Here is a 25,225-nt window from a genome sequence, read left to right as displayed (position 1 = left end):
CTTTCTTTTTTCACTACTATATGAAAAAAGAAAGACGAGCATGACTAATCCTCAAGGGCTTCTTCGAATCGGCCGAAAAACAAGTCGGCTTCCTGCTGCATAGATCCATTGCTTTCTTCGAGCGGCGGCAGATCTTTGATGCTTTTAAGCTGAAAAGCGTCTAAAAATTCAGCTGTAGTCGCATACAAAATAGGCCGGCCCGGGGCATCTGCACGGCCAGCTTCTTCAATGAGCCCCCGTGCGCACAAGGTGGCAATGGGACGCTCTGTTTTCACTCCCCGGATTTCTTCCACTTCGATGCGTGTAACCGGCTGATTATAAGCAATAATGGCGAGCGTTTCCAACGCTGCCTGGGACAGTGTTTTCGGTGACGGCTTTTCAGCGAGCTTTTGAATAAAGGCCGCATTTTCTTTTTTTGTCATCATCCGGTATTCGTCGCCAAAGGAGGTAATCACTGTTCCCCTCGCTTCATCTTGTTTCAAAGCTTCCTCCATCGATTGAAGAATGTCTTTGACCTCCTGTACCGGCAAGTCCATGACCTCGGCGATTTGCTCCGCTGTCAGCCCTTCGTCTCCTGCTGCAAACAGCAGGCTCTCTATAATGCTTTTATGTTTCATCCTTTATTTCCTCCAGCCGTTACATATAAGTCGGCAAAATTTCCTTCTTGTGAAACAACAACTTCATTTTGCTTCATCAACTCTAAAATGGCTAAAAAACTAACCACAAGCTCGTTCCGCTCATGAGAGTCAAACAAGTCATCAAAAAGAATGGGCTCTTTTGACAGCCTCAGCTTTTCTTTGAGCAGCTCCATTCTTTTTTCTACTGAAAGCTCTTCCCGGCGGACCGTCGCTCGCGGCGGCACAGCCAGCTTTTTACGGCGGGCCATTTTCTGAAAAGCGCCGAGCATATCAAAAAGGGACACATTGAGCGGCCCTTCTTCATTAGATGAAAAAAGTTGGTCTGCGGGCGGTCTTGAAAAAAGCTTTGTCCGCTCTTCCTCAAGCTCATGAAGACGGCCGGCTGCCTCTTTATACTTTTTATACTCGATTAACCGGCGGGCCAGCTCTTCTCTCGGATCTTCTTCTTCTATATAATCTTCTTCTTCCGCCGAATGATCCGGCAGCAGTGAACGGCTTTTCATGGCAATTAATGTAGCGGCCATCACTAAATATTCACTGGCTACATCAAGTTCAAGCTGCTGCATTGCATTTACATACAATAAGTATTGATTCGTAATTTCCGATACAGGAATATCGTATATGTCTATTTCAAGCTGCTGGATCAAGTGAAGCAGCAAATCAAGCGGCCCTTCAAAAGAATCAATTTTCACTTTATATTCCATTGGTTGCTCCCCTGTACTTCTTGCATTTTTTACATTCTATTCCCTTCCGCTGGTCATCAGCGCATTCAGACGGCTGCTATTGAGAAAAGGATTAAATCATGATACGCTTACTTCGATTCATCCACTTGAACTGGGGGAAACCGAATGTATTCATATCCAGTACCTTACCTGGCTTTTTTGGCACATTTTCATATTGACCGCGATTATTTTGAATGCCACGAGGTGCTAGAAGAATATTGGAAAAAAATAGATGGCACGCGTGATTCCGTCTGGGTTGGCTTTATCCAGTGTGCTGTTTTCCTTTATCATTACCGGCGCGGAAACAAAGCCGGCGCACTCCGCATGGCTCAAAAATCAATCTCCTGCTTGATCCGCCGCCGGGAAGCTCTGAGGGAGCTCGGTGTTGATCCAGAGCACTTTCTTCTCCTGATTGAGCAGGCGGCAGACGATGTAAAAGCTGATGTTCCTTTTGAGCCAATTGAGATTCCGATTGCGGATCCGCAGCTTCAAAACGAATTGAAGCAGTTTACTGCTGCTTTTGAGCCGGAATCCAATGAACAATTTCTACTCAACAAACACAAACTGCGTGACCGTACGGACGTATTGGATGCCCGCACAGCCGCAATCGCATTGAAAAAAGCCGGTAAGGTGACGAGATAATCGTCCTTTACCGGCTTTCTTTCGTACACTTTTCAAAAAATCGGTTCGTTGCTTCGCTTGGCGCAACAGTCCGGTCCGAAAATAATTTTGTTACAGCGGCAATCATTTCCGTTCCAATTCCTTCATCGCGGAAAGACGGATTGACCGCTATGTGCAATATCTCAGCTCTTGTATCGCTGACGGCTACACCAACTACGCCTACAATGTCCTCGCCCTCTTTCCAAAGAAACAGCTGTCTGCTGTCATCTGCTTCGTAGCTTTCCATCGTTTCGGTCAGCGTCCGCAGCTCTTTTTCGCGAGGCATGTAGGAAAGCAAGCCCATTGCAATTTTTTTAAACGACTTTTTATATCGAATCAGCATTTAAAATCCCTCTTCAATTAGCAGGATTTACCTGCTTGATATCGCCACGTACTTTATCTTACTAAATCTAAAGCCCGACCGCAAGAGGCGATGTTAACCCGCAATAAAAAACCAGTAATACAGTCCCCATCCCAGTGCCAGCACAGTGAATAAAAGGAGCAAAACAACATTGTTTTTCATACTGCCTGCTCCAATTAGTTTGTCTGCGGCAGCCCAAGCGGCAAGTCTAATTTCACTAAATCCTCAAATGTCTCACGACGAATGACCAGTCTCGCCTCGCCATTTTCGGCAAATACAACTGGCGGACGCGGAATACGGTTGTAGTTGTTCGCCATGGAATAGCCGTAAGCGCCCGTACAGAACATCGCGAGCAAATCCCCGGCTTCTGCTTTCGGAAGCGGCAGATCCCAAATGAGCATATCACCGGATTCACAGCATTTTCCGGCAATCGATACCGTTTCTTCAACCGGGTCGTTTACACGGTTTGCGAGTACCGCTTCGTATTTCGCTTCATATAAAGCAGGACGGATATTATCACTCATGCCGCCATCCACAGCTAAATATTTGCGCACATTCGGCACATCTTTTACTGAACCTGTTTCATAAATTGTCACACCTGCGTCACCCACAAGGGAACGGCCCGGCTCAATCCAAATTTCAGGCATGCTCATTCCATATTTTTTTGTTTCACTTTGCACTTTGCTGATAATCTCTTCTACATAAGCGGCTGGTTTAAGCGGATCATCCTCAGCGGTATAACGGATACCGAAACCGCCGCCAAGGTTTAATACTTTCGCTTCAAAACCGAGACGATGCTGCCAATCAGCCAACTTTCCGATAATTTTCTCGGCCGCTAAAACAAAGCCTGTTGTTTCGAAAATTTGCGATCCGATATGGCAGTGAAGGCCTAATACGTGGATAAACGGCTTTTCAAGTGCCAGTTTCAATGCTTCTTCCGCTTGTCCATTATTTAAATCAAAGCCAAACTTTGAATCTTCCTGACCCGTTAAAATGTAATCATGCGTATGAGCTTCAATACCCGGCGTAATGCGAAGCAGGATATCCACCACTTGACTGCGGGCTTCACCGATTTCACCAATAAGCTCTAATTCATGAAAGTTATCGACTACCATACAGCCAATCCCTGCTTCAAAAGCCATTTCGATTTCTTCACGACTTTTGTTGTTTCCATGAAAATGAATTCGCTCTACGGGAAACCCGGCTCTTTGTGCTGTATATAATTCCCCGCCTGATACAACATCAAGCGACAGTCCTTCCTGTTCGGCCAACTGCATCATGGCTACCGAAGCAAATGCCTTGCTCGCATACGCCACCTGCGCTTTGACTCCCAATTTATCAAATGTTTCTTTAAATCCTCTTGCACGCTCACGAATAAGCGCTACGTCATATAAATAAAGCGGTGTGCCGAATTGAGCTGCCGCTTCTACTACGTCAACACCGCCAATTTCTAAATGTCCGCGGTCATTCACAGCTGCTGTCCCATATGTGTGCATATGCATAATCGCCCCGTTCTATTGTCTTTATGCCTTTTACCCGGCATGAGAATAAAAGTACTATATCATACATTCACCCCTCGCTCAATACACGAAATATTCCTGCTTACCGTAAATCTGTTCGGTTGATTTCTGGAATTCCGGTTTGCTCCGGTGCCTGCCGTCTAATGAGGATCGTCCAAAGCGATGAAGCGTCAAAGGGAATCAGCGGCCATAGATAAGGTGCGCCGAACGGTTTTAAACGAACGAGATATATAAACACAAGCATAACCGTCACAACAAATCCAATTGGACCAAACAGGGCCGTTCCTGCCAGAATAAAAAGGCGTGTCAATTTATTCGCGAGCCCCAGCTCATAGCTGGGTGTAGAAAACGTGCCAATGGCTGCAAGTGCTGTATACAATATTACCTCAGGCACAAAAAGCCCCGTATCAATGGCCATTTGTCCAATTAACACGGCAGCAACAAGCCCCATAGCAGTTGATAGCGGCTGCGGTGTATGAATGGCAGCAACTCGCAGCCACTCTATGCCAAGATCGGCAATAAAGATTTGTAAAACAAGGGGGATTTCTGTTGTTTCACGTGGACCGATAAACCAAAGCGCTTCAGGAAGCATGGCGGGATAAGCAGCGAACAGATACCAGAGCGGCAGCAGAAATAAGGACATCCATAAACCGACAAAGCGAAGCAGACGGATAAATGTGCCTGCTGCCGGAAGCTGCCTGTATTCTTCGGCATGCTGCATATGCTGCAGGAAAGTAGCCGGCATGATCATAACCGCTGGTGACGTATCGGTATAAAGGAGGACATGCCCTTCAATTAAATGGGCGGCAGCAATATCCGCTCGTTCAGTATAACGAACAAGAGGGTAGGGGTTATAGTGTTGTTTAATTAAAAATTCTTCTACTGTTTTGTCTGCCATAGGGAGACCGGCTGTTTTGATAGAAGTGACTTCTTTCTTAACCCGCTCAACCAATTCATCGGAAGCTACACCTTCCATGTAGCCGACAGCAATATCCAGTTGCGAAACACTTCCCGCTCTCATAATTTCAAACCTAAGACGGCCATCACGAATTCTTCTTCGCGTAAGAGCTGTGTTCACGATGATATTTTCCACAAAACCGTCACGGGAGCCGCGCACAACTTTTTCTGTATCAGGCTCTGCCGGCTGCCGTCCTGGATAACTTCTTACATCAATGATAAACGCCGTTCCCGGTACTGAAATACCAATCAGTCCCGACATGACCGCAGCCGGCAGCTTTGATGGATCTGTGACTTCTTCGACTGCCTGATGGACAAGATGCTCTTTGACGAGGGCAGCAGTCGTTTTCCCCTCCTCCTTTTCAAGTGCAATCAATGATTCCATAATTTCGATAATAAACCGTGTTTCACAAAGCCCGTTAACGAAATAAATATGAAGCGGCTCCCCTGCTACTGTCAGCCTTCTTATGCCGGTATCAAAACTTTTACCAAGCCCTGCTTCTTTTTCTAAGTAAACATCCATTTCTTCTGGCGAAATCATCGTGCTGCCTCCTTTTACATCGGTGAAAGTAAAATCCATTGAATAAGCGAGCCTGTTATCTTGCCAAGTGCCACAGCCATCATCAGCATGTTCACCTCGGCAAAAACCCCTACTCTCCTGGCTAGTATAGGGAACACATTCAGTACTTCAGTCAGGGCAGCCGCACCCATGCCGATAAACAAGCCGCTGAATAAACCGATAAAGGCAGTTGTAACAGATGGCCAGTGAAAATGCGTATTAAAAATATGCAGAAGTGTTCCTGTGAGTACACCAAGCACCAGTGAAAGCTCGTACAAGTGAATATACGGCTGTGTTTTCGTGGCTGACATCAGCCTCGGGATCACACCAAGGACTGAAATAAACGCCACATACCCAGCACCTGTAGCCAATCCACCTGATAGACCTAAAAACAAAACAAAAAGCGTCGTCATGCTACGGCTTTTCCTTTTCATTGGCTGCCAGATAGGCATTGATGTCTTCCTCATACTTAAACATTTCTAAATCAAGCGGGCCTGGCTCTTCATTGAGTCTTTTTTGCCAGAGCCGATTAAAAAATAAAATCATCCCGAGCCCCAGCCCTATAGAATAAGGGATTTGAAGCATAAGCGGGTTTTCATTTTTAATGCCTGTTATTTTTTCATATAAAATCGCATGCACTTTCTGCATGGATACGTCCTCATGAAAATTCATAATGGTCAGTGCAGCACCTGTAAACAACACAAGCCAGACAAATGTGATTTTCCAAAGCGGGGCTCGTGCACGTACAGGCTGCAGGCTGACAATCGTTTCTGTATCGCCTGTGATAACCGTTTGCGCATCAGGAAAAACCGTTTTTAATGCTTTCACAACATCTAAAATCGTTACAATGACTACATTGCCTGATGATGGCTTTGCCGTTTTCACAATCAGTTTTTCTAAAATGGGCTTTGCTTCCTGGTCGACTTCGGCTTCAGCCACATCAAAAAAAGAAATGCGCCGTTCGTCGAGGCGAACATGGCGCTTTAAGGTGATGTACACGATTTGACCCATAGCAAGCACCTCCGCTTTTTACGAAGTTTCCCCGTGCCGACTAGGTTTTATTCATATCTGACCGCAGGCTTTTAATAATCTGTTTTTCAAGTCTTGATACTTGAACTTGGGAAATCCCGAGTCTGCTTGCGGTTTCCGACTGGGTGCAGTCTTTGAAAAAACGGAGAAATACGATAAGCTGTTCCCGCTCAGGCAGCTTTTCTATTGCTTCTTTTACAACCAATGAATCAAACCACTTGGCTTCTGGTGCTGCAAGCTGGTCAAGCAGCGTAATAGGTTCTCCTTCATTTTCATAAACGGTTTCATGGATAGACGCCGGACGCCGGGAAGATTCTTGGGCCATCATCGCTTCCTCCATCGATATACCAAGCTTTCCGGCCAGTTCCTGTACAGTCGGAGGGCGTCCGCTTTCTGCAATAAACGCTTCTCGTTCGCGCCTCATCTTCCCGGCTGTTTCCTTTAAGCGCCTGCTCACCTTTACTTCTCCATCATCACGCAAAAACCGCTGAATCTCACCGATAATCATCGGAACCGCGTATGTTGAAAACTTAACGTTATAGGAAAGATCAAACTTATCAATACATTTAATTAAACCAATACAGCCGATTTGAAATAAATCTTCTGACTCGTGACCACGATTTAAAAATCGATGCACCACCGACCAGACGAGCCGTGTATTCCACTCAACCAGCTTATTGCGCGCTTCCACGTCGCCCTCCTGGCTTTGCCGAATCAGCTCCTTGACTTCACCATCGGTTAACTGTACAGCCTGCTTCATAAGAAATCCACTCTTTCCTTAAACACAGTTAACACGCTTTCCCGCCAGCCGCTTTTTAAAGCGAACGACTGTACCCGAAGATGTGCTCGATTCCACTTCCAAGAGGTCCGTAAAATGCTCCATAATTGTAAAGCCCATACCGGCTCTTTCCATTTCAGGCTTTGTTGTAAAAAGAGGTTCCTTCGCTTCTTCAATATTTCCGATTCCGCGCCCTTCATCGCGGATAATCACGTCGATTTCTCCGTCCTCAATGGTGGCACTTATATAAACAATTCCTGCCGGATTACTGTCATATCCATGAATAATAGCGTTTGTCACCGCTTCTGAAACAGCTGTTTTTAATTCTGCTAAATCGTCTACAGTCGGATTGAGTTTTGCTGCAAAAGAAGCAACGGCTACCCGCGAAAACGCTTCGTTTTCTCCCAGTGCGTTAAATGAGATCGTCATTGTGTTTTGCATGAAGATTCCTCCAATCTCCCGAGCGCTTCTTCTTCAGTTTGATCCACATACATAATTTTAAACAGCCCCGAAAGCTGAAACAGGCGTTTCACCTGTGTATTCAATCCACAAACGGTCACACTGCCGCCCATTTCATTTACCTGGCGATAGCGCCCTAAAATCACTCCAAGACCTGAGCTGTCCATGAAAGGCAGACCCGACAAGTTCCAAATCAAGTGCTGCGTTTGATGGCTGTCAATTTGCTGCTCTGTAAATTCCTTCACCTGCTCGGAATAGTAGTGGTCGAGCTCTCCCGTTAATCGAATAATGAGAACTTTTCCTTTTGCTTCTGCTTTCATGGTTACCATCGTCATTCCTCCTTTACATGCTGATACGTTCAATTCTTTTTTTAGGAGCCATTTTCCTTCCCCTTGCCAAAACTAGAAAAAAGCTCTCAATTTTCGACAAAAAAAGAGACTGACATTTGTCAGTCCCTGATCACTTTATGAATAAGCGTCGGCCGTTCCACTTTTTCATTCGAAAAACGATATGCCTGCTTTACTTTTTCAATGGAGTCTTTTGGTGTGGCGTTATCCGCGTGGAGCGTAACGAGTACCTCTCCTTTTTGAACGAAGTCACCAATTTTTTTCTTTAATGTAATACCGACAGCATGATTGATTTGATCGTCTTTTGTTGCGCGTCCCGCCCCTAAATACATAGCGGCTATCCCAATGGATTCTGCATCAATTTGGGCTACGAAGCCTTCTTGCTCTGATTCAACATCAATGTGAAAAGCGGCCTGTGGAAGCTTAGCAGGATCATCAATCATGCCCACATCGCCGCCCTGAGCGATCACAAACTGGCGGAATACTTCGAATGCTTTGCCATTTTCCAGATTCGCCTCAAGTGCATCACGTGCTTCTTCGTAATCGCTGAACGCACCGGCCAGCACTGTCATATAAGAAGCAATTTCAAGCGAGAGGGTCCGGAGGTCTTCTACGTTCTCTCCTTGCAAAATGGCCGCCGCTTCCTTGATTTCATTGGCATTGCCGACTTCAAATCCGAGCGGCTGATTCATATCACTAATAATCGCAACCGTTCTGCGGCCAAGGTTATTGCCGATGGCCACCATTTCTTTTGCTAAAGTCTCGGAGTCCTCCAGCGTTTTCATAAACGCACCAGACCCTGTTTTTACATCTAATACAATACTGTCTGCACCAGACGCAAGCTTTTTACTCATGATGGAGCCGGCAATCAGCGGAATGGCTTCTACTGTTGCTGTTACATCACGCAGAGCGTACAGCTTTTTGTCGGCTGGAGCGAGATTTCCGGTCTGGCCGGCAACAGCAAGCTTATGTTTATTCACATTATCAATAAACTGCTCTTTGGACATTTCGATTTGAAGGCCCGCTATCGCTTCGAGCTTATCAAGCGTGCCTCCGGTATGGCCAAGGCCGCGGCCGGACATTTTTGCTACCGGCACACCTGCCGAAGCAACAAGCGGCCCGACAATAAATGTGACTTTATCTCCGACTCCGCCTGTTGAGTGCTTATCAACTTTATGGCCTTTAATGCCAGACAAATCAATCGTTTCACCTGAATCAACCATCGCTTTTGTTAAAACAGCGGTTTCCTGCGGGGTCATTCCTTGAAAATAAATCGCCATCATAAAAGCGGATGCCTGATAATCTGGAATTTCGCCTTTTGTATAACCTTGAACAAAAAATTGAATTTCCTCGTCTGTCAGTGCCTGTCCGTTACGCTTTTTATGAATTACGTCCACCATTCTCATTCATCCATCACACCTTTACAAAGATTGAACAATCTCCTTCACGTAAGCAAGAAATTCCGCGCGTACTTTCTCTGTTGTTTCAATTACTTCGTCATGTGCCAGAGGCTGGTCTAAAATACCAGCTGCCATGTTGGAAATGCAGGAAATACCGAGTACATTCATGCCGCCGTGGCGGGCTGCAATCACTTCCGGCACTGTAGACATCCCGACCGCATCCGCGCCGAGAACACGTGCCATACGCACTTCCGCCGGTGTTTCATAAACTGGACCCGTATTGCCTGCATAAACACCCTCTCGAACGTTCAAGCCAATCCGCTCCGCTGCTTTTTTTGCCAGTTCTCTTAATTCCCGGCTGTAAGCAACAGACATATCCGGAAAACGAACGCCAAGACGTGAATCATTTTTGCCGATCAGCGGATTTCCGCCCATTAAATTTAAATGATCTGAAATGAGCATTAAGTCGCCCGGCTCAAACGATTCATTTACACCGCCCGCTGCATTCGTCACGATAATTGTTTCGATGCCTAGTGCTTTCATCACACGCACCGGAAATGTCACTTCTTGGAATGAATACCCTTCATAATAATGGAAGCGTCCTTTCATGGCTGCAACAGTTTTTCCGGATAAAGTTCCAATGACAAGTTCTCCGGCATGGCCTTCTACTGTTGAAACCGGGAAGTGTGGAATGGTTTCATATGGAATCGAAACAGCGTTCTCCACTTCGTCCGCCAATACGCCGAGGCCAGATCCTAAAATCAATCCGATTTCTGGTGTGGCATTTAGTTTTTCTTTTAAAAATCCGGCAGCTTCTTCAATATGTTGAATGTTCATGTTAATTCCCCCATAAAACTATTTCCATGCTCTGGCATTTTAACGTTAAAGTTTTCCGCAACCGATGCGCCAACATCCGCAAATGTTTTGCGAATAGGCAGCCCGCGGCCTTCAGCAAACGCTTTTGAATAAACGAGCAGCGGTACAAATTCGCGTGTATGATCAGTTCCATGATGAACAGGGTCATTGCCGTGGTCCGCCGTTAAAATAAGCAGATCCTGTTCAGTCAGTTTTTCTAAAAGCTCTGGCAGCCGCGCATCAAATTCCTCGAGCGCCTTGCCATAACCCTCTGGGTCCCGGCGGTGCCCAAAAAGTGCGTCAAAGTCAACCAGGTTTAAAAAAGACAAGCCAGTAAAGTCTTTTTCTGCCGCTTGAATAAACTTATCCATTCCATCCATGTTTGATACAGTTCGAATGGCTTCGGTAACGCCTTCCCCATCATAAATATCAGAAATTTTCCCTACCGCAATCACATCTAATCCGGCATCCTTCAATTCATTCATGACCGTGCGGCCAAATGGCTTCAGTGCATAGTCATGCCGATTAGCCGTTCGTTTAAACTGCCCCGGTTCACCGACAAACGGGCGGGCAATCACGCGGCCGACCATATAATCACTGGTTTTAGTCATTTCACGCGCCGTTTCACAGATACGATACAGCTCATCAAGCGGCACGATGTCCTCGTGAGCAGCAATTTGCAAAACAGAATCTGCTGATGTATATACGATCAGGGCCCCGGTTTTCATATGCTCTTCTCCAAGCTCATCTAAAATTTCAGTACCGCTTGCCGGCTTGTTTCCGATAATTTTGCGCCCTGATTTTTCTTCCAATTCTTCAATCAGTGAAGCAGGAAACCCATCCGGAAACACCTGGAAAGGCGTATCGATACGGAGACCCATAATTTCCCAGTGTCCTGTCATGGTATCTTTTCCGTTTGATGCCTCCTGCATTTTCGTCCAAAAAGCCGCCGGACGGTCCGCTTTCGGGATACCTTGAATTTCTTTAATATTTGACAAGCCAAGTGCTGCCATATTCGGCATATTGAGCCCGTTCATTTTTTCGGCAATATGCCCAAGCGTATCAGCGCCCTCGTCTCCAAAAGCAGAAGCATCCGGTGCTTCTCCAATACCTACTGAGTCGAGAACGATTAAGTGAATCCGTTTAAATGAATGATTCATCTGGCCGCTTCTCCCTTCTAATCACATTCTTCTTTATTTTTACCCAGACTGCCGGATAAATCATGCTTTGCCTGGCAATTGTCAGAAGTCTGACTTCTCGTTTCTAGTATAATCCATTTCGTTATAAAAAACAAAAAGCGCCTGACCTTCTTCAGGCGCGGGGATGAAACTGGCTGTATACATCTTTTAGTCGTGTTTTCGTTACATGTGTGTAGATCTGCGTGGTCGAGATATCGGCATGGCCGAGCATTTCCTGGACAGCCCGCAGATCCGCTCCGTTTTCAAGCAGGTGGGTCGCAAACGAGTGGCGAATCGTATGGGGCGTAAGCTCTTTTTCAATGGTGGCTTTTTTCGCCAGCGCTTTAATCACCTTCCAAAATCCCTGCCGCGTCAGCCGCTGTCCATAATGATTTAAAAACAGGGCTTCATCGCGCCGCTTCGGTGATACAAGCTTGGGGCGACCCTCCTGCAAGTATCGTTCAATGGCGCCTAGTGCATGACTGCCGGCCGGGATAATTCTTTCCTTGCCGCCTTTTCCTGTGCAGCGCACAAATCCCATTGTTAAATGAACGTCTTCTTTGTTTAAAGCTGTTAATTCACTGACCCGCAGCCCTGATGCATACATCAGTTCAATCATTGCTTTGTCCCGCATGCCAAGGGGCGTTGTAGTATCCGGTGCTGCCAGCAGTGCTTCCGTTTCATCCATATTTAATACTTTTGGAAGCGTACGGCCCGACTTTGGTGTTTCAATATGATGTGTCGGATCATGCGTACTAATCCGGTCTTGAATTAAAAAGTGATGAAAAGAGCGGATCGTGGAAATATGGCGTGCAATCGTCTTCGATGACTTTCCCTGATCCCGCAGCTGTTCTAAAAAATGCAAAATATGCAGCCGTGTGATATCCGGTATTTTCACTTGCTCTACTTTTTCTATGTATTCTGTATAATGGCGAAGATCACGCCGGTATGCTGAAATGGTATTATCAGAAAGCCCTTTTTCTACAAGTGAAAAATGCAGGAAATCATTTACATAGTCATTCATCCGCCTGCCTCCTTCATGATAAAAAAACCTTTCGACTTGGATCGAAAGGTTTTATTCTACATGCTGCTTTTCTAAATCTTCCTGCTCATCTTCCTGCTGCTTTGAATGGCATCTGCTGCAAATACCATGGAAAGTTAAGCGGTGGTCTTTAATTTTAAAATTCCATCTACTTTCCACAATGGCTTCCACATCATCGAGCAAATCTTCTTGAATTTCATCCACTGCTCCACACTCGATGCAAACAAGATGATGGTGAAAGTGCGCAGCGCCTTCCTGACGAAGATCATAGCGGGAGACACCATCTCCAAAATTTATTTTATCAACAACTTTAAGTTCGTTTAGTAATTCAAGCGTTCTGTAGACTGTGGCCAACCCAATTTCAGGAGCTTTTTCTTTAACGAGGAGGTACACGTCTTCAGCACTTAAGTGGTCCTCTTCATGCTCAAGAAGAACACGCACAGTAGCTTCACGCTGCGGTGTTAATTTGTAGCTTGCCGCATGCAGCTGTTTTTTTATTCGGTCAATCCGGCTTTCCATATTTGTTCCCTCCCTCGCCGATGTATTCCCTATTATAACAAAAGGCGTCAATGAATCAAAAGAATTTATTTACGAGAATATTCATAAATTGGCTTGAAATAAACGCCTCTGTTAAAGACGCAAGCAAAATAGCCGCCGCTCCTGCTGCAGCGTACCCTATATAAGAAAAAACACTTTTGGTAACCGGAAGAGGCATTGTCTGCCGGGTTGTAATTTTTTGCACGAGACGGATCGAGCAGGATGCCGACATCACAGCGGTAAAAAGAAAAACGGGAATGAGAATCAGATTTTGCGGCAAAATGGCCAGAAGCGACAGAAAGAGCCCGTCCCATTTCATTTGCTGGATAAGAAAGCCAACAGAAAACCCTGTTACAGCTCCTTTAATAAAAAGAAGAATAAAAATAAGCGGCAGTCCGATAATCGAAATGCCGGCGACCCACATCGCCCCTGTAAACTTTATGTTATGAATTAAGCTCTCCACAAAAAGATCAGTCGGGTTGGCAACAGTTCCAGACGAAGACTGGCCGAAAAACTCTTTTACATACGTGTACAGCTCCGATTTCTGCACCGGTTCCATGCTGTTGACTGTAATGGCTCCGAATGCTGTTCCCGTCATAAACAATACGGCTGAAAACAAATATAGTGCGGCTCTTTTTTGAATATGTTCGATGATGGCAGTCCACATAAATGGAGGCCCCCTCTCTTTTCGCACTATATGAGAGGGGAGCCCTTATTATGCCAGGCCGTTTAAACGGATATATTGCAGTGCCCAAAGTGTTTTGGCATCAAAAATACGTTCGGTTTTCGCCAGTTCCTCTGCTTCTTCCAGCGTGACTTCAAGCAGGTCTACAAACTCATCTTCATCTGCTACAAGTCCACCCTCAACCTTTTGAAGCTGCTCCGCTAAAAAAACATGTACAAGTTCATCGGCAAACCCCGGCGATGTGTAAAACGATTGAACAGGCCGGATACTGCCTGGACGATAGCCTGTTTCTTCTTCCAGCTCCCGCGCGGCACAAAGAGACGGCTCTTCTCCTGGCTCCAGCTTTCCTGCCGGCACTTCAACGAGCGGGCGCTCCAGTGCTTTCCGGTACTGTTCTACCAAAATGATTTTCTTTTCATCTGTAATCGCGATCACACAAACCGCACCCGGATGTTTAATTAATTCTCGTTTTGAGTACTTTCCATCCGGCAGTATAACCTCATCCACTCGTACCTGTATTACTTTTCCGCTGAAAATCGATTCGCTTTTCGTTGTTTTCTCTTCAAATTTGTGCATAAAGGTCCCTCTTTTCTATTTTTTTCTTCCATATGTTACACTGTACAAAAAAGGAAGGTGATGTAAATTGAATAAACGTGAAATTGGGAAATCTGGTATTTACGCCAGCGAGCTGGGTCTTGGATGCATGTCCATCGGCACCGAAGAAAAGCAGGCAGAAACGCTTTTAAAAACAGCTCTAGATGAAGGCATCACCTATTTTGATACAGCTGATTTATACGACTTTGGTGTTAATGAACAGCTGGTCGGCAAAACGTTGCGCGCAGTTCGTGACCAGGTCGTGATCGCGACAAAAGCAGGCAACCGCTGGACCGAGTCGAAAGACAGCTGGACGTGGGATGCCTCAAAGGCATACATAAAAGAAGCAGCCAAACAAAGTTTAAAACGGCTCGGTGTTGACTATATTGATTTATATCAGCTGCACGGCGGCACCCTTGAAGATCCTATTGATGAGACAATCGAAGCATTTGAGGAATTAAAAGCAGAAGGGCTTATCCGCGCTTATGGTATTTCCTCCATTCGACCGACTGTGATCAATGAATATGTAAAAAGATCGAATCTTTCAAATGTCATGATGCAGTACAGCATACTGGACCGTCGTCCTGAAGTACAGGCGCTTCCTATTTTAGCAGAGAATGGCGTCACTGTCGCCGCACGCGGTCCGGTGGCCTTCGGACTTTTAACCAGCCACTGGCGTGACAAGCTTTCAAAGGCGTCAAAAAAAGGGGTTAACTGGTACAGTGAGCCGGAACTCGAATCGGTGCTGTCAACACTTGAGAAAAACGTGCCGGAAGGACGCACATTAAACGGGCTTGCTTTCCGCTATGTGCTCGGTCATCCAGCTGCTGCTACTGTTGTGGCCGGGGCAAGCTCCGTTGAGCAGCTGAAAGAAAATGCCCGTGCCGTACGGGAAGCAGCGCTGACGGAGGAAGAATACAAATGGATACAAGATATCTCAAAAACAGCCGACTACGACGCGCATCGGCTGTAAAAAAAGGCCTGGCTGCCAGTGCTTCTGCGGTACTGGCCATAGCAGGAACCGGCCTTTATTTGTCCCAGCGGATTTTATATATCGCCAAAAAAGCGGAAGAAGCGGTTGCAGAACGGGAAACAAAAGCCGGGAGATTCGACCTTGAGCTATACAGACAGCTTCCAAAAGAGGAGGTGTGGGTCCGTTCTATGGACGGTACCCGTTTAAAAAGTGTTTTTATTACACCTAACCCCGGCCGTCCATATGTGATCTTCTGCCATGGAGTCACAGAGCATAAAATCAACTCCGTAAAATATATGAATGTATTTTTAAAACGCGGCTTTAACGCAATTCTTTTTGACCACCGCCGGCACGGAGAGTCTGAGGGGTCTTTTACAAGCTATGGTCATTTTGAAAAGCATGATTTAAAAGCCATCATCGATGAATTGATCCGCCGGGAAGGTGAGGGTATCCGCTTTGGCATCCATGGGGAATCAATGGGTGCCGTTACGCTTTTACTTTATGCCGGCACGGTAGAAGACAAAGCATCTTTTTATATAGCTGATTGTCCGTTTTCAGATTTTCGGCAGCAGGTGCGTCATCAAATGAAACGAGAGCTCGGTTTTTCTCCTCCCTTTTTTATGACGATTGCTGAATGGGCCGTTTGGCTGCGCGGGCGTTATAAAATGACGGAGCTGTCTCCGCTTGAAGCGATTCAATCTATCGAGAAGCCGGTTCTTTTTATTCACAGCAAAGAAGATGACTTTATCCTTCCTGATATGACAGAAGCGCTGTTTGAAGCAAAAAGGGGGCCCAAACAGCTCTTTATGGCCGAAACAGGCGGACACGCTCAATCTTATAATGAAAATCCGGAAGAATATGAAGAAGCCATTGATCGCTTTCTGGCAGAGTTTGATTTATATCCATCATAAAAAGGAGCCGAATCGGCTCCTTTTTATTTTTTGAAAAAAGCGTTTTTCCCCAGTTTTTCAACTGCGTTTGGAAACAGGGAATGAATGCGGCTGCCTGCGGCCATCCAGCGCGGAACATTCACTTCCCTCACCGGCCGTCCGATGATGGCAATTGTTTTTCCGGCTACTTTTTTTGGGTCCAGCATAAAACGGCCGGCATTTTTTACGTACGTGCCTTCCGGGTCGGCCTGATCAAAAAACGGCGTCGCAATCGGGCCGGGATTAATGGCCGTCACCAGCACCCCGGCCCGGCTCATTTCCATTCTCAGGCTGTTCGTGTAACCGAGTACTGCATGTTTTGTTGCCGCATAAACGGCTGACTTTGGCGTAGCCATCTTGCCGGCTTGTGACGCAATATTAATAATATGACCGCTCCGGCGCGCCATCATGTGCGGAATAACCAGTTCACAGCACGTAATCAGCCCGCTCACATTTACATCAAGCATCTGCTTGGTCTCCTCCGCCTTCGCTTCATGTGCCCATGTAAAAAAACCGACTCCCGCATTGTTAATCAGTACATCAACCGTGCCTATTTGTTTAAATACCTCTTCCATTCTCTGCCTGTCCGCCACATCCGCCTCAAACACGCGGACAGAGACGCCCTGTCCGTTCAGCTCCTTCTGCAGCTTCTTTAACCGGTCCAGCCGTCTTGCAAGAAGCACAAGACGGTATCCTTTTGCTCCGGCAGCCCTCGCAAGTTCTGCACCAAGTCCGGATGAAGCACCTGTAATCACCACAACTTTTTCTTGATTACGCTCCATAGTAATAAATCGCTCCGTCCTCTGCCCGGTCTGCACGAATACTTCCCTGCTGGAGCAAATAATCGACTTGTCCGGCTGTTTCAGACAGCGTTAAGCCGGTTTGTTTTTCGTATACTTCCGGAAACAGCTGGATACATAACTCAAACATAGTCATAGGCCGGCTTTGAAGCATGGATAAAACAAGCATAGCCCGTTCGTGCTGCCGTTCAAAGCGGCGCTGAAGCACCGGCTTGATCGATGAAAGATCATTTCCATGCCCTGTCATCACATGGCTGATATCCAGATCCATTATTTTTTTCAATGAATGATGATATTGAAGCAGTGACTTGCTTCGTGTCCCTCCCACCTCCATTGGCGGTTCAATCAGAGGATTGGACGAAACGGTTTTTAGTATATGGTCTCCAGCCAGAAGAAGACCGTCCTTTTCCCGGTAAAAAACAAGATGGCTCTGCGCATGGCCCGGCGTTTCAAACACACGAAAATCCGGTAGGCCCGGAATAGTATCTCCCTCTTTTAAAAAGCCGCTGAGCCGGCTCCTCTGCGATCCAAAAGACAATGTTTTTTCCAGATTCGCTGCCATTTCGTATTTGTCTGCCGGAATACCAAACTCTTTAAAAAGAGCAAAGAAAAACTCTTTGCGCCATTGCATAAAGGGCTCATTATAGGAAAGCCAGTTTTTGGCGTACTCATGACCATATATATGGACGTTAAATTGATCTAAAAGCCCTATATGGTCAGGGTGATGATGGGTTAAAACCACTTGTTCAATGTCCGAAACCTCGTAGCCGGCGTTTTTCAATCCCGCTTTTAAGGCGGCGCCTGCTTCTTCCGTGCGAATACCGGCATCAATCAAAGTCAGCCGGTCTCCCTTTACAACATATGTATTGACGTCACCGATTGGAAAAGGAGTTGGCACGGTTATTTTTACAATATCTTTATACGTTTCAATCGCCATTTTTTCACCTCATTCTTGCTTATGTACTTATTATTCTGTTTCATGCAGCGTTTCAAAAAGGAATTATCACTCCCTTTATCTTCTCCTCTTGACAGATGGGTGATTATTCCGCATAATCACTTGAAAAGTCAAAATGTTTAGGCAATGGGAGGAATGAAATTGAAAACTGTTTTTATCGGCGCGGGCTCTATGGCAGAAGCCCTCATCGCTGGAGCTCTGCAGAGCGGTGCATTAAAGGCTGACCATACATATGTAACGAATAAAGCCAACGATGCCAGGCTGCGGCAGCTCGCGGATGAATTCGGGGTTCAAACCGGCTATGAAGCCGGCGCCGCTGTGCGGGATGCTGATCTGGTTGTGCTGGCTATGAAGCCGAAAGATGCAGAAGCCGGCCTGTTGAGCATTCAGCCTTTTATTCAGGAGAATTCGGTTATCGTCAGTTTACTTGCTGGTGTCAGCCTTGATTTTATTGAGGAAACGATCGGCAAGCCGTGCGCTATTATCCGCTCGATGCCTAATACGTCCGCTGCAGTCAGAAAATCCGCTACGGCGATCGCCCTGAACCGCTTTGTTACAGAAGAACAGCATGCTGCTGCCATTCATTTATTTTCGGCTATCGGCACCGCGATTACGGTCGATGAATCGAAAATGGATGCAGTAACGGCTGTTTCCGGAAGCGGCCCTGCTTACTTCTATTATGTAGCAGAAGCGATCCAGCAGGCTGGCGAAGATCTTGGTCTGGATCATGATACCACGAAGGAACTGCTCATGCAGACACTGCTCGGCGCTGCCAGCATGTTCTCCAAACACGACGGCCAGGCCGCTGCCCTCCGAAAAGCTATCACAAGTCCTGGCGGCACAACCGAAGCGGCTGTGCGCACATTTGATGAATTTCGGGTAAAGCAGGCGATTGAAGCAGGCGTTAAAGAAGCGGCTGTCCAGTCAAAGCGCCTTGGCAATGCTTATATCCGCTAATCAATCGGAACTTCCAGAAAATCATACGCAATCACGACAGATGGGAACCGTTCAGCCGCTTCCTTTACAAGCTGCTGCTCTTCTTCTTTTGTATAGCGGGAGCTGATATGGGTGAGGCATAGTTTTTTCGCTCCAGCCCGTTCCGCTGTTTCGGCTGCCTGTTTCGTGGTTGAATGAAAATAATCACGGGCCATCTTTTCACTTTTCGCATCAAACGTCGCTTCATGAACGAGTACGTTTGCGTTGCGGGCCAGCCGGACGGCACTTTCACACTGTCTTGTATCACCAAGGACCGTGATGATTTTTCCCGGCTGCGGGCCGCTTGTGTATGGAGCTGGGTCAATAACACGCCCACCTGGGAGGGTAACCATCTGTCCTTCTTTTATTTTTTTATAAACAGGGCCCGGCGGAATCCCATCCTCGCGCAGCTTCTCAACAAGCAGTTCGCCTGGCTTTTCCTTTTCAGCAAACCGGTAGCCGTATGAATCAATTCCGTGATCAAGCTTTTCTGCTGTTACAAGCATGTGGCTGTCTTCAAACACCGTTCCTTCTTGAATTTCTTCGATTAAAAGAGGGTACTGTAAATGAGTATTGCTGACTAAAAGAGCTGTCTCAATAAAAGCCCTTATGCCGGACGGCCCATATACGGTTAACGGTTCCGTCCCGCCTTGAAATGAACGGCTGCCAAGTAATCCAGGCAGTCCAAAAAGGTGATCGCCGTGCAAATGCGTAATGAAAATTTTTTCTATACGGCGCGGCTTTAAGCTCGTATGTAAAATTTGATGCTGTGTGGCTTCACCGCAGTCAATCAGCCAGACTGCACCGCGCTCATTCAGCATTTTCAGGGCGATGGACGTTACATTACGCCGTTTTCCAGGAACGCCAGCCCCGGTACCAAGAAATAAAAGTTCGATCAGAAACACTCCCTTGTTTATCTTCTTTTGACATATATGTATCATAAACAAAAATACTTGTCACTTTCACTGTTTTGTGAAAAAATGCAATAGTATAAAAATGAAAACTCAAAAGCGGGGTTACTATCGTGAAACAATTCGAAACGCCATCAGCGCTGACAATCCTGTTCGGCGCAACAGGAGACTTGGCTAAAAGAAAATTATATCCGTCCCTTTATCGTCTTTACCGGAAAGGACATTTATCTTCGGGCTTTGCCGTGATCGGAACAGCACGCCGCCCATGGGACAATGAAGTGTTCCGGGAACACGTAAAAGAATCCGTCATGAAATCCACTTCTCTTCATGACCAAATAGATGAATTTATTTCACATTTTTATTATCTGCCGCACGATGTATCGGATTCCGAGTCGTATGCTGAATTACGGACACTCGCCGACGAGCTTGACCAAACCTATACTCTCGGCGGCAATCGTCTTTTTTACCTGGCGATGGCACCAGAATTTTTTGGAACAATCGCCGATCATTTAAAAGCAGACGGTTTAACCGATACAGAAGGCTTTGGGCGTCTTGTGATTGAAAAGCCGTTTGGCCATGACCTTCCTTCTGCTCAAGAACTGAATGCCCAAATTCGCCAATCATTTGATGAAAAAGACATTTACCGAATTGACCATTATCTTGGCAAGGAAATGGTGCAGAACATCGAAACGATCCGTTTTGCCAATGCACTGTTTGAGCCGCTTTGGAATAACCGATATATTTCAAATATTCAAATTACATCCAGCGAAACGCTCGGTGTGGAAGAGCGCGGCGGCTATTATGAAACAAGCGGCGCATTAAAAGACATGGTTCAAAACCATATGCTGCAAATGGTAGCCCTTCTTGCTATGGAGCCGCCAATCAGCCTTCAGGATGAAGAAATCCGGCTGGAAAAAGTTCGGGCTTTCCGCTCTATGCGCCCGTTAACGCCTGAAACGGTCAATGATTATTTTGTCCGCGGCCAGTACGGTCCGAATGAAGGTGAACTTCTTCTTGGTTACCGCCAGGAGAGCAATGTGGATCCCCAGTCCAATACAGAAACATATGTAGCTGGAAAAATCATGTTTGATAATTTCCGCTGGGCGGGTGTACCATTTTATATCCGCACAGGAAAACGGATGCCGATGAAGTCAACGAAAATTGTGGTTCAGTTTAAAGATATCCCAATGAACCTGTATTATCGTCCGGATGATCAGGAATTGGAGCCAAACCTGCTCGTTATTCATATTCAGCCGGAAGAGGGTATTACGCTTCACTTGAATGCAAAGCGTGCCGGCCATCAGCTGGAAACAACACCGGTTAAGCTTAGCTACGCAAACAACGGTGTTGATATTATGAATACGCCTGAAGCATATGAAAAGCTTATTCATGACGCCATGCGCGGCGATTCAACGAACTTCACGCATTGGGACGAAGTATCTCTTTCCTGGAGCTTTGTGGATGTCATTTCAAAAGCATGGCGTGAGGAAAAAGCATCGTTTCCAAATTACGCAGCTAACACGAAGGGACCACAGGCAGCCGATGCACTCCTTGAGAAAGACGGCTTCTTCTGGTGGCCGCTGAACATGCTTGATGTAGATGTATGTAGTAACTAATCTTGCTTATGAAGACGCCTTTTAAAAGGCGTCTTTTTTCGTGCCCCTATCAATGTCGGTCTTTACAGTCAAACAGCGCCCGCCATTGCTTCCATTTTCTTATAATATACTATAAAGGCACCGTAAAACTATTATATTTCTTTATTTTTTATGAATGAGCTCATGTATGAAGATGCTTATCCCTTTTGTAAAAGAGACATTTGCATGCGATGAGTAAAAAATAAAGACGCGGCAAGGCTGCATTATCCATAACAGCGCGGCTCCTTTCCCGCTCTCATCCAACTATTTTACGAAAGCAAAATGAAATTACCTCACTTTTCACCAGCAAAAAATTCAGTACCAAAGAGTCCTCTGAAAGAAATTAAAGGAATGGTTGAAGAAGTTGATCCAGTTGCTTTTTTAGCGGCAGGCGGCATTACAGAGATGCGCGGCGGCCGCTTTAAAAAAAGAGATATTCACTAACCTTATCCATACAGCTCTTATACAAGCAAAAAGCAGCTGCCCGTTTCGGCAGCTGCTTTTTTATTCTGCTGTAATTTCTACAATGGCGACCGCCATTTCGGCAAGCTTGACTAATTCTTTTACCGGCATTTTTTCGTTCACTGTATGAATATCTTCGTATCCGACAGCCAGGTTGACAGTCGGAATGCCAAAACCGGCAATGACATTGGCGTCGCTTCCGCCGCCGCTTGTTAAAAGCTCGGATGGCCGGCCGATTTTTGCGGCAGCTTTCTGTGCTACTTGTACAACATGATCATCAGCACCAAATTTAAAGCCTGGATACATGACTTCAATTTCTACTTCTGCACGACCGCCCATTTCGGCTGCCACTTTTTCAAAAGCGGCTTTCATTTTACCCGCCTGCTCCTCCATTTTATCCGGTACAAGCGAGCGGGCTTCCGCCAAAATTTTAACATAATCACAAACGATATTGGTTGCCTGTCCGCCTTCAAAGCGGCCAATATTCGCAGTCGTTTCCTCGTCAATCCGGCCAAGAGACATACGCGCAATCGCTTTAGCAGCCATTGTGATCGCTGAGACACCTTTTTCAGGTGCTACACCGGCGTGCGCTGTTTTCCCGTATACATGCGCTGTAATTTTGGCCTGCGTCGGTGCGGCTATAATGATATTGCCGACATCCCCGTCACTATCAAGAGCAAACCCATATTTAGCTTTGATAAGAGATGGATCAAGCACTTTCGCTCCTACAAGCCCGGACTCTTCCCCGACGGTAATGATAAATTGAATGTCTCCGTGCTCGATATTACGCTCTTTGAGCTGACGGATCATTTCAAACATAGCCGCAAGCCCGGCTTTATCGTCCGCTCCTAAAATAGTTGTGCCATCTGTTTTGACGATGCCGTTCTCTACAACAGGCTTTACCCCGTTGGCCGGAACCACTGTATCCATATGAGAGGTAAAATAAATCGGGTCAACGCCCGGTTTATTTCCCGTCAGGGTACAAATTAAATTGCCGGCTCCATGCCCTGTTTTTGCCGCTGCCTCGTCTTCATGAACATCCAAGCCAAGGTCTTCAAATTTCTTTTTAAGCAGCTGGGCAATCACCTGTTCATGCTTTGTTTCTGAATCTGTTTGTACAAGTTCTAAAAATTCATTTACTAAACGTTCTTCATTCATCGCGCAGCACCTCCACATTTTCTCACTTTTTCATTATAAACATTTCAAACGGAAAAATCAGCCAGCACGCGCTGCAGCACCGTTTATAAAGGCATGTTTCCATGTTTTTTCTTGGGCCGATCCTCTTGTTTTGTCCGCATCATATCAAGCGCTTGAATCAATTTAATGCGTGTTTCGCGCGGATCAATGATATCATCCACGATCCCATGGGCAGCCGCCACATAAGGGTGGGCGAATTTTCTGCGGTACTCTTCTATTTTCGCCTGACGGGCCGCTTCCGGATTTGGACTTTCGGCAATTTCACGGGCAAAAATAATATTTGCAGCGCCTTCAGGCCCCATAACGGCAATTTCCGCATTCGGCCAGGCAAATACGAGGTCAGCGCCAATGGACTTTGAATTAAGGGCAACGTAAGCACCGCCATACGCTTTTCTTAAAATCACTGTAATTTTCGGCACGGTCGCTTCTGAATAAGCGTACAGAATTTTGGCACCGTGGCGGATAATCCCGCCCAGCTCCTGCTTCACACCCGGAAAAAAGCCTGAAACATCTTCAAATGTAATAAGGGGAATATTAAACGAATCACAAAAGCGGATAAACCGGGCTGCTTTATCAGATGAATCAATATCAAGCCCTCCTGCCATACATTTTGGCTGATTGCAGACAAGGCCGACCGCTTCTCCTTTTATTCTGGCAAAGCCGACTACAATGTTTTTGGCGAATTCTTTTTGAACTTCCATAAAAGAGCCTGTATCGACAACTTGGCTGACAACGAGGCGCACATCATATGGACGAAGCCCGTCAAATGGCACTATATCCGCCAAGTCGTCTCGGTAATCGCTTTCATCTTTTGTTTCAGAAAGAGGTGTTTTTTGATGATTGTTCTGAGGGAGATAGGTTAATAATGTGCGCACGCCTTTTATTACTTCTTCTTCTGTACGGCCGCGAAAATGGGCATTGCCGCTGACGGTGTTATGTACCTTCGCCCCGCCTAAATCTTCGGCCGAAATTTTTTCACCTGTTACCGTTTCAATCACTTTAGGGCCTGTAATAAACATCTGGCTCGTTTGGTCGACCATAAAAACAAAATCAGTAATGGCCGGCGAATACACCGCGCCGCCTGCACATGGGCCTAAAATAACTGAGATTTGCGGAATCACTCCTGAATAAATCGCATTCCGATAAAAAATTTGGCCGTATCCATCAAGCGAAAGGACTCCTTCTTGAATACGTGCCCCTCCTGAGTCGTTTAAACCGACAAAAGGAGCACCATTTTTAGCCGCTAAGTCCATTACGTGAACAATTTTCTGTGCGTGCATTTCACCGAGAGCGCCTCCGAAAACGGTAAAATCCTGTGAGAACAAATAAATCGGACGGCCGTTTACTTTCCCGTATCCCGTGACAACTCCGTCTCCAGGTCCCTCGATGCGGTCAAGTCCAAAATCTGTGCTCCGATGTTTGACAAATGGGTTTAATTCGACGAATGTACCTTCATCTACAAGCAGGTCAATCCGCTCACGCGCTGTTTGTTTTCCTTTTTCATGCTGCTTGTCAATTCGCTCGTCGCCGCCGCCCAATTCCACTTCCCGCCGTTTATCCTGCAAATAATGAATAGCATCAAACATATCCTTCATGCTTCGCCCCCCCTTTTTCACACATTTCCATCAGCACGCTGCCTGTTGACTTCGGATGCATAAAAGCAATTTTAGCTCCTCCCGCACCGGCGACCGGCTCTTCTTGAATCATCTCAATTCCCCGGCTTTTCATCTCCGCTATTCTCGTCTCAATATCTTTCACGTTAAACGCGATATGGTGGATGCCAGGCCCCCTTTTTTGGATAAACCGGGCGATTGGGCTGTCAGGCGCAGCCGGCTCTAATAATTCCAATTTTACATTACCGGCATCAATAAAAGCGACGCGAACCTTTTGTGACGCAACAGTTTCTGTTTTAATATGAGTCATGCCAAGCTTCCCGGTATACAGTAAAAGTGCTGCTTCCAATGATGAAACGGCTATGCCAATATGATCGACTTTATTCATGTTCCCATCCCCTTTGATGAAAATAGATAAGCGGTTAAATGGCGTTTCTTCTGCAGCAAGCCTGTTG

The 25,225-nt window shown here is 46.2% G+C and carries 28 protein-coding genes and 1 pseudogene; 6 read left to right on the top strand and 23 right to left on the bottom strand.

Annotated elements, in window-relative coordinates:
- Window positions 1–44: 44 nt before the first annotated feature.
- Entirely contained in the window at window positions 45–617 is a 573-nt protein-coding gene (gene scpB, locus RIN81_RS04045; RefSeq protein WP_309087655.1) for an SMC-Scp complex subunit ScpB, read from the bottom strand.
- Entirely contained in the window at window positions 614–1,342 is a 729-nt protein-coding gene (locus RIN81_RS04040; protein WP_309087653.1) for a segregation/condensation protein A, read from the bottom strand. The genes scpB and RIN81_RS04040 overlap by 4 nt, the downstream gene beginning before the upstream one ends.
- A gap of 144 nt (window positions 1,343–1,486) precedes the next feature.
- On the opposite strand from RIN81_RS04040, the gene RIN81_RS04035 reads away from it, so the two are divergent.
- On the top strand, window positions 1,487–2,002 hold the full coding sequence (locus RIN81_RS04035) for a DUF309 domain-containing protein (protein WP_309087651.1): 516 nt from the start codon (window positions 1,487–1,489) through the stop codon (window positions 2,000–2,002).
- A 7-nt stretch (window positions 2,003–2,009) separates the two neighbouring features.
- Here RIN81_RS04035 and RIN81_RS04030 read toward each other — a convergent pair whose 3' ends face one another.
- From RIN81_RS04030 to RIN81_RS03960, 15 genes are all read right to left on the bottom strand, one after another.
- Window positions 2,010–2,363 carry a GNAT family N-acetyltransferase gene (locus RIN81_RS04030; RefSeq protein WP_309087649.1) on the bottom strand — a complete coding sequence of 118 codons (354 nt, stop codon included), beginning with the start codon at window positions 2,361–2,363 and terminating at the stop codon, window positions 2,010–2,012.
- Between the two features lie 194 nt (window positions 2,364–2,557).
- Complete coding sequence (gene lysA, locus RIN81_RS04025; RefSeq protein ID WP_309087646.1) at window positions 2,558–3,877, bottom strand: diaminopimelate decarboxylase; 1,320 nt, start codon at window positions 3,875–3,877, stop codon at window positions 2,558–2,560.
- Between the two features lie 106 nt (window positions 3,878–3,983).
- Window positions 3,984–5,399 carry a spore germination protein gene (locus tag RIN81_RS04020; protein ID WP_309087644.1) on the bottom strand — a complete coding sequence of 472 codons (1,416 nt, stop codon included), beginning with the start codon at window positions 5,397–5,399 and terminating at the stop codon, window positions 3,984–3,986.
- A gap of 14 nt (window positions 5,400–5,413) precedes the next feature.
- Window positions 5,414–5,830, bottom strand: coding sequence for a stage V sporulation protein AB (locus RIN81_RS04015; protein ID WP_309087642.1), 417 nt, complete (start codon window positions 5,828–5,830; stop codon window positions 5,414–5,416).
- 1 nt (window position 5,831) lies between these two features.
- Window positions 5,832–6,428 carry a stage V sporulation protein AA gene (locus RIN81_RS04010; protein ID WP_304653927.1) on the bottom strand — a complete coding sequence of 199 codons (597 nt, stop codon included), beginning with the start codon at window positions 6,426–6,428 and terminating at the stop codon, window positions 5,832–5,834.
- A 40-nt stretch (window positions 6,429–6,468) separates the two neighbouring features.
- Window positions 6,469–7,206: an RNA polymerase sporulation sigma factor SigF gene (gene sigF, locus RIN81_RS04005; protein ID WP_309087640.1), complete on the bottom strand. Its 738-nt coding sequence runs from the start codon at window positions 7,204–7,206 to the stop codon at window positions 6,469–6,471.
- An 18-nt stretch (window positions 7,207–7,224) separates the two neighbouring features.
- Window positions 7,225–7,665: an anti-sigma F factor gene (spoIIAB, locus tag RIN81_RS04000; RefSeq protein ID WP_309087638.1), complete on the bottom strand. Its 441-nt coding sequence runs from the start codon at window positions 7,663–7,665 to the stop codon at window positions 7,225–7,227.
- Window positions 7,650–8,012: an anti-sigma F factor antagonist gene (gene spoIIAA, locus RIN81_RS03995; protein WP_242233565.1), complete on the bottom strand. Its 363-nt coding sequence runs from the start codon at window positions 8,010–8,012 to the stop codon at window positions 7,650–7,652. Before spoIIAA ends, spoIIAB begins: the two co-directional genes overlap by 16 nt.
- 119 nt (window positions 8,013–8,131) lie before the next feature.
- A complete protein-coding gene (locus RIN81_RS03990) occupies window positions 8,132–9,436 on the bottom strand; it encodes a pyrimidine-nucleoside phosphorylase (RefSeq protein ID WP_309087636.1) in 1,305 nt (434 codons plus the stop codon).
- Window positions 9,437–9,451: 15 nt separating this feature from the next.
- Entirely contained in the window at window positions 9,452–10,267 is an 816-nt protein-coding gene (locus RIN81_RS03985) for a purine-nucleoside phosphorylase (protein WP_309087634.1), read from the bottom strand.
- A complete protein-coding gene (deoB, locus tag RIN81_RS03980; protein WP_309087632.1) occupies window positions 10,264–11,445 on the bottom strand; it encodes a phosphopentomutase in 1,182 nt (393 codons plus the stop codon). Before deoB ends, RIN81_RS03985 begins: the two co-directional genes overlap by 4 nt.
- A 151-nt stretch (window positions 11,446–11,596) precedes the next feature.
- Window positions 11,597–12,487: a site-specific tyrosine recombinase XerD gene (gene xerD / locus RIN81_RS03975; RefSeq protein ID WP_242233561.1), complete on the bottom strand. Its 891-nt coding sequence runs from the start codon at window positions 12,485–12,487 to the stop codon at window positions 11,597–11,599.
- Between the two features lie 51 nt (window positions 12,488–12,538).
- Window positions 12,539–13,024, bottom strand: coding sequence for a ferric iron uptake transcriptional regulator (gene fur, locus RIN81_RS03970; protein ID WP_242233560.1), 486 nt, complete (start codon window positions 13,022–13,024; stop codon window positions 12,539–12,541).
- Between the two features lie 55 nt (window positions 13,025–13,079).
- On the bottom strand, window positions 13,080–13,709 hold the full coding sequence (gene spoIIM, locus RIN81_RS03965; RefSeq protein WP_251270965.1) for a stage II sporulation protein M: 630 nt from the start codon (window positions 13,707–13,709) through the stop codon (window positions 13,080–13,082).
- Between the two features lie 48 nt (window positions 13,710–13,757).
- On the bottom strand, window positions 13,758–14,303 hold the full coding sequence (locus RIN81_RS03960) for an NUDIX hydrolase (RefSeq protein WP_309087630.1): 546 nt from the start codon (window positions 14,301–14,303) through the stop codon (window positions 13,758–13,760).
- A 67-nt stretch (window positions 14,304–14,370) separates the two neighbouring features.
- Between RIN81_RS03960 and RIN81_RS03955 the strand changes: the two genes are divergently transcribed.
- Window positions 14,371–15,294: an aldo/keto reductase gene (locus tag RIN81_RS03955; protein WP_309087628.1), complete on the top strand. Its 924-nt coding sequence runs from the start codon at window positions 14,371–14,373 to the stop codon at window positions 15,292–15,294.
- Complete coding sequence (locus RIN81_RS03950) at window positions 15,243–16,205, top strand: alpha/beta hydrolase (protein WP_309087626.1); 963 nt, start codon at window positions 15,243–15,245, stop codon at window positions 16,203–16,205. The genes RIN81_RS03955 and RIN81_RS03950 overlap by 52 nt, the downstream gene beginning before the upstream one ends.
- A gap of 23 nt (window positions 16,206–16,228) precedes the next feature.
- Here RIN81_RS03950 and RIN81_RS03945 read toward each other — a convergent pair whose 3' ends face one another.
- Complete coding sequence (locus RIN81_RS03945) at window positions 16,229–17,005, bottom strand: SDR family NAD(P)-dependent oxidoreductase (RefSeq protein ID WP_309087624.1); 777 nt, start codon at window positions 17,003–17,005, stop codon at window positions 16,229–16,231.
- Window positions 16,995–17,960, bottom strand: coding sequence for an MBL fold metallo-hydrolase (locus RIN81_RS03940; RefSeq protein WP_309087621.1), 966 nt, complete (start codon window positions 17,958–17,960; stop codon window positions 16,995–16,997). The genes RIN81_RS03945 and RIN81_RS03940 overlap by 11 nt, the downstream gene beginning before the upstream one ends.
- A 153-nt stretch (window positions 17,961–18,113) precedes the next feature.
- On the opposite strand from RIN81_RS03940, the gene proC reads away from it, so the two are divergent.
- Window positions 18,114–18,935: a pyrroline-5-carboxylate reductase gene (gene proC, locus RIN81_RS03935; RefSeq protein WP_309087619.1), complete on the top strand. Its 822-nt coding sequence runs from the start codon at window positions 18,114–18,116 to the stop codon at window positions 18,933–18,935.
- Here proC and rnz read toward each other — a convergent pair.
- Window positions 18,932–19,849 (bottom strand): ribonuclease Z, encoded by a 918-nt coding sequence (rnz, locus tag RIN81_RS03930; RefSeq protein WP_309088270.1) that lies wholly within the window; start codon window positions 19,847–19,849, stop codon window positions 18,932–18,934. The two genes, proC and rnz, sit on opposite strands and share 4 nt — an antisense overlap.
- Before the next feature lie 128 nt (window positions 19,850–19,977).
- Between rnz and zwf the strand changes: the two genes are divergently transcribed.
- Window positions 19,978–21,480 (top strand): glucose-6-phosphate dehydrogenase, encoded by a 1,503-nt coding sequence (zwf, locus tag RIN81_RS03925; protein WP_309087617.1) that lies wholly within the window; start codon window positions 19,978–19,980, stop codon window positions 21,478–21,480.
- A gap of 357 nt (window positions 21,481–21,837) precedes the next feature.
- Window positions 21,838–21,942: pseudogene (locus tag RIN81_RS15825) on the top strand (YitT family protein); the annotation flags it as partial.
- Window positions 21,943–22,002: 60 nt separating this feature from the next.
- Here the strand turns inward: RIN81_RS15825 and RIN81_RS03920 are convergent.
- The 3 genes from RIN81_RS03920 to mce form a co-directional block, all read right to left on the bottom strand.
- The gene (locus tag RIN81_RS03920; RefSeq protein WP_309087615.1) at window positions 22,003–23,118 is read right to left on the bottom strand and encodes a M20/M25/M40 family metallo-hydrolase; all 1,116 of its coding nucleotides are present in this window, start codon (window positions 23,116–23,118) and stop codon (window positions 22,003–22,005) included.
- Between the two features lie 83 nt (window positions 23,119–23,201).
- Window positions 23,202–24,752 (bottom strand): acyl-CoA carboxylase subunit beta, encoded by a 1,551-nt coding sequence (locus tag RIN81_RS03915; protein WP_309087613.1) that lies wholly within the window; start codon window positions 24,750–24,752, stop codon window positions 23,202–23,204.
- A complete protein-coding gene (mce, locus tag RIN81_RS03910) occupies window positions 24,736–25,158 on the bottom strand; it encodes a methylmalonyl-CoA epimerase (protein ID WP_309087611.1) in 423 nt (140 codons plus the stop codon). Before mce ends, RIN81_RS03915 begins: the two co-directional genes overlap by 17 nt.
- Window positions 25,159–25,225 lie beyond the last annotated feature (67 nt).

The sequence above is a fragment of the Domibacillus sp. genome, assembly GCF_031181085.1.
GTDB lineage: Bacteria > Bacillota > Bacilli > Bacillales > Domibacillaceae > Domibacillus.
The sequence above is the reverse complement of the archived record's forward strand: the minus strand, read 5'-3'. Positions and strand labels throughout refer to the sequence as shown.

What these genes read in the sequence shown, in the direction of transcription:
- scpB (WP_309087655.1), bottom strand. Translation starts at nt 617, where the DNA reads ATGAAACATAAAAGCATTATAGAGAGCCTGCTGTTTGCAGCAGGAGAC.
- RIN81_RS04040 (WP_309087653.1), bottom strand. Translation starts at nt 1,342, where the DNA reads ATGGAATATAAAGTGAAAATTGATTCTTTTGAAGGGCCGCTTGATTTG.
- RIN81_RS04035 (WP_309087651.1), top strand. Translation starts at nt 1,487, where the DNA reads ATGTATTCATATCCAGTACCTTACCTGGCTTTTTTGGCACATTTTCAT.
- RIN81_RS04030 (WP_309087649.1), bottom strand. Translation starts at nt 2,363, where the DNA reads ATGCTGATTCGATATAAAAAGTCGTTTAAAAAAATTGCAATGGGCTTG.
- lysA (WP_309087646.1), bottom strand. Translation starts at nt 3,877, where the DNA reads ATGCACACATATGGGACAGCAGCTGTGAATGACCGCGGACATTTAGAA.
- RIN81_RS04020 (WP_309087644.1), bottom strand. Translation starts at nt 5,399, where the DNA reads ATGATTTCGCCAGAAGAAATGGATGTTTACTTAGAAAAAGAAGCAGGG.
- RIN81_RS04015 (WP_309087642.1), bottom strand. Translation starts at nt 5,830, where the DNA reads ATGACGACGCTTTTTGTTTTGTTTTTAGGTCTATCAGGTGGATTGGCT.
- RIN81_RS04010 (WP_304653927.1), bottom strand. Translation starts at nt 6,428, where the DNA reads ATGGGTCAAATCGTGTACATCACCTTAAAGCGCCATGTTCGCCTCGAC.
- sigF (WP_309087640.1), bottom strand. Translation starts at nt 7,206, where the DNA reads ATGAAGCAGGCTGTACAGTTAACCGATGGTGAAGTCAAGGAGCTGATT.
- spoIIAB (WP_309087638.1), bottom strand. Translation starts at nt 7,665, where the DNA reads ATGCAAAACACAATGACGATCTCATTTAACGCACTGGGAGAAAACGAA.
- spoIIAA (WP_242233565.1), bottom strand. Translation starts at nt 8,012, where the DNA reads ATGGTAACCATGAAAGCAGAAGCAAAAGGAAAAGTTCTCATTATTCGA.
- RIN81_RS03990 (WP_309087636.1), bottom strand. Translation starts at nt 9,436, where the DNA reads ATGAGAATGGTGGACGTAATTCATAAAAAGCGTAACGGACAGGCACTG.
- RIN81_RS03985 (WP_309087634.1), bottom strand. Translation starts at nt 10,267, where the DNA reads ATGAACATTCAACATATTGAAGAAGCTGCCGGATTTTTAAAAGAAAAA.
- deoB (WP_309087632.1), bottom strand. Translation starts at nt 11,445, where the DNA reads ATGAATCATTCATTTAAACGGATTCACTTAATCGTTCTCGACTCAGTA.
- xerD (WP_242233561.1), bottom strand. Translation starts at nt 12,487, where the DNA reads ATGAATGACTATGTAAATGATTTCCTGCATTTTTCACTTGTAGAAAAA.
- fur (WP_242233560.1), bottom strand. Translation starts at nt 13,024, where the DNA reads ATGGAAAGCCGGATTGACCGAATAAAAAAACAGCTGCATGCGGCAAGC.
- spoIIM (WP_251270965.1), bottom strand. Translation starts at nt 13,709, where the DNA reads ATGTGGACTGCCATCATCGAACATATTCAAAAAAGAGCCGCACTATAT.
- RIN81_RS03960 (WP_309087630.1), bottom strand. Translation starts at nt 14,303, where the DNA reads ATGCACAAATTTGAAGAGAAAACAACGAAAAGCGAATCGATTTTCAGC.
- RIN81_RS03950 (WP_309087626.1), top strand. Translation starts at nt 15,243, where the DNA reads ATGGATACAAGATATCTCAAAAACAGCCGACTACGACGCGCATCGGCT.
- RIN81_RS03945 (WP_309087624.1), bottom strand. Translation starts at nt 17,005, where the DNA reads ATGGAGCGTAATCAAGAAAAAGTTGTGGTGATTACAGGTGCTTCATCC.
- RIN81_RS03940 (WP_309087621.1), bottom strand. Translation starts at nt 17,960, where the DNA reads ATGGCGATTGAAACGTATAAAGATATTGTAAAAATAACCGTGCCAACT.
- proC (WP_309087619.1), top strand. Translation starts at nt 18,114, where the DNA reads ATGAAATTGAAAACTGTTTTTATCGGCGCGGGCTCTATGGCAGAAGCC.
- RIN81_RS03920 (WP_309087615.1), bottom strand. Translation starts at nt 23,118, where the DNA reads ATGAATGAAGAACGTTTAGTAAATGAATTTTTAGAACTTGTACAAACA.
- RIN81_RS03915 (WP_309087613.1), bottom strand. Translation starts at nt 24,752, where the DNA reads ATGAAGGATATGTTTGATGCTATTCATTATTTGCAGGATAAACGGCGG.
- mce (WP_309087611.1), bottom strand. Translation starts at nt 25,158, where the DNA reads ATGAATAAAGTCGATCATATTGGCATAGCCGTTTCATCATTGGAAGCA.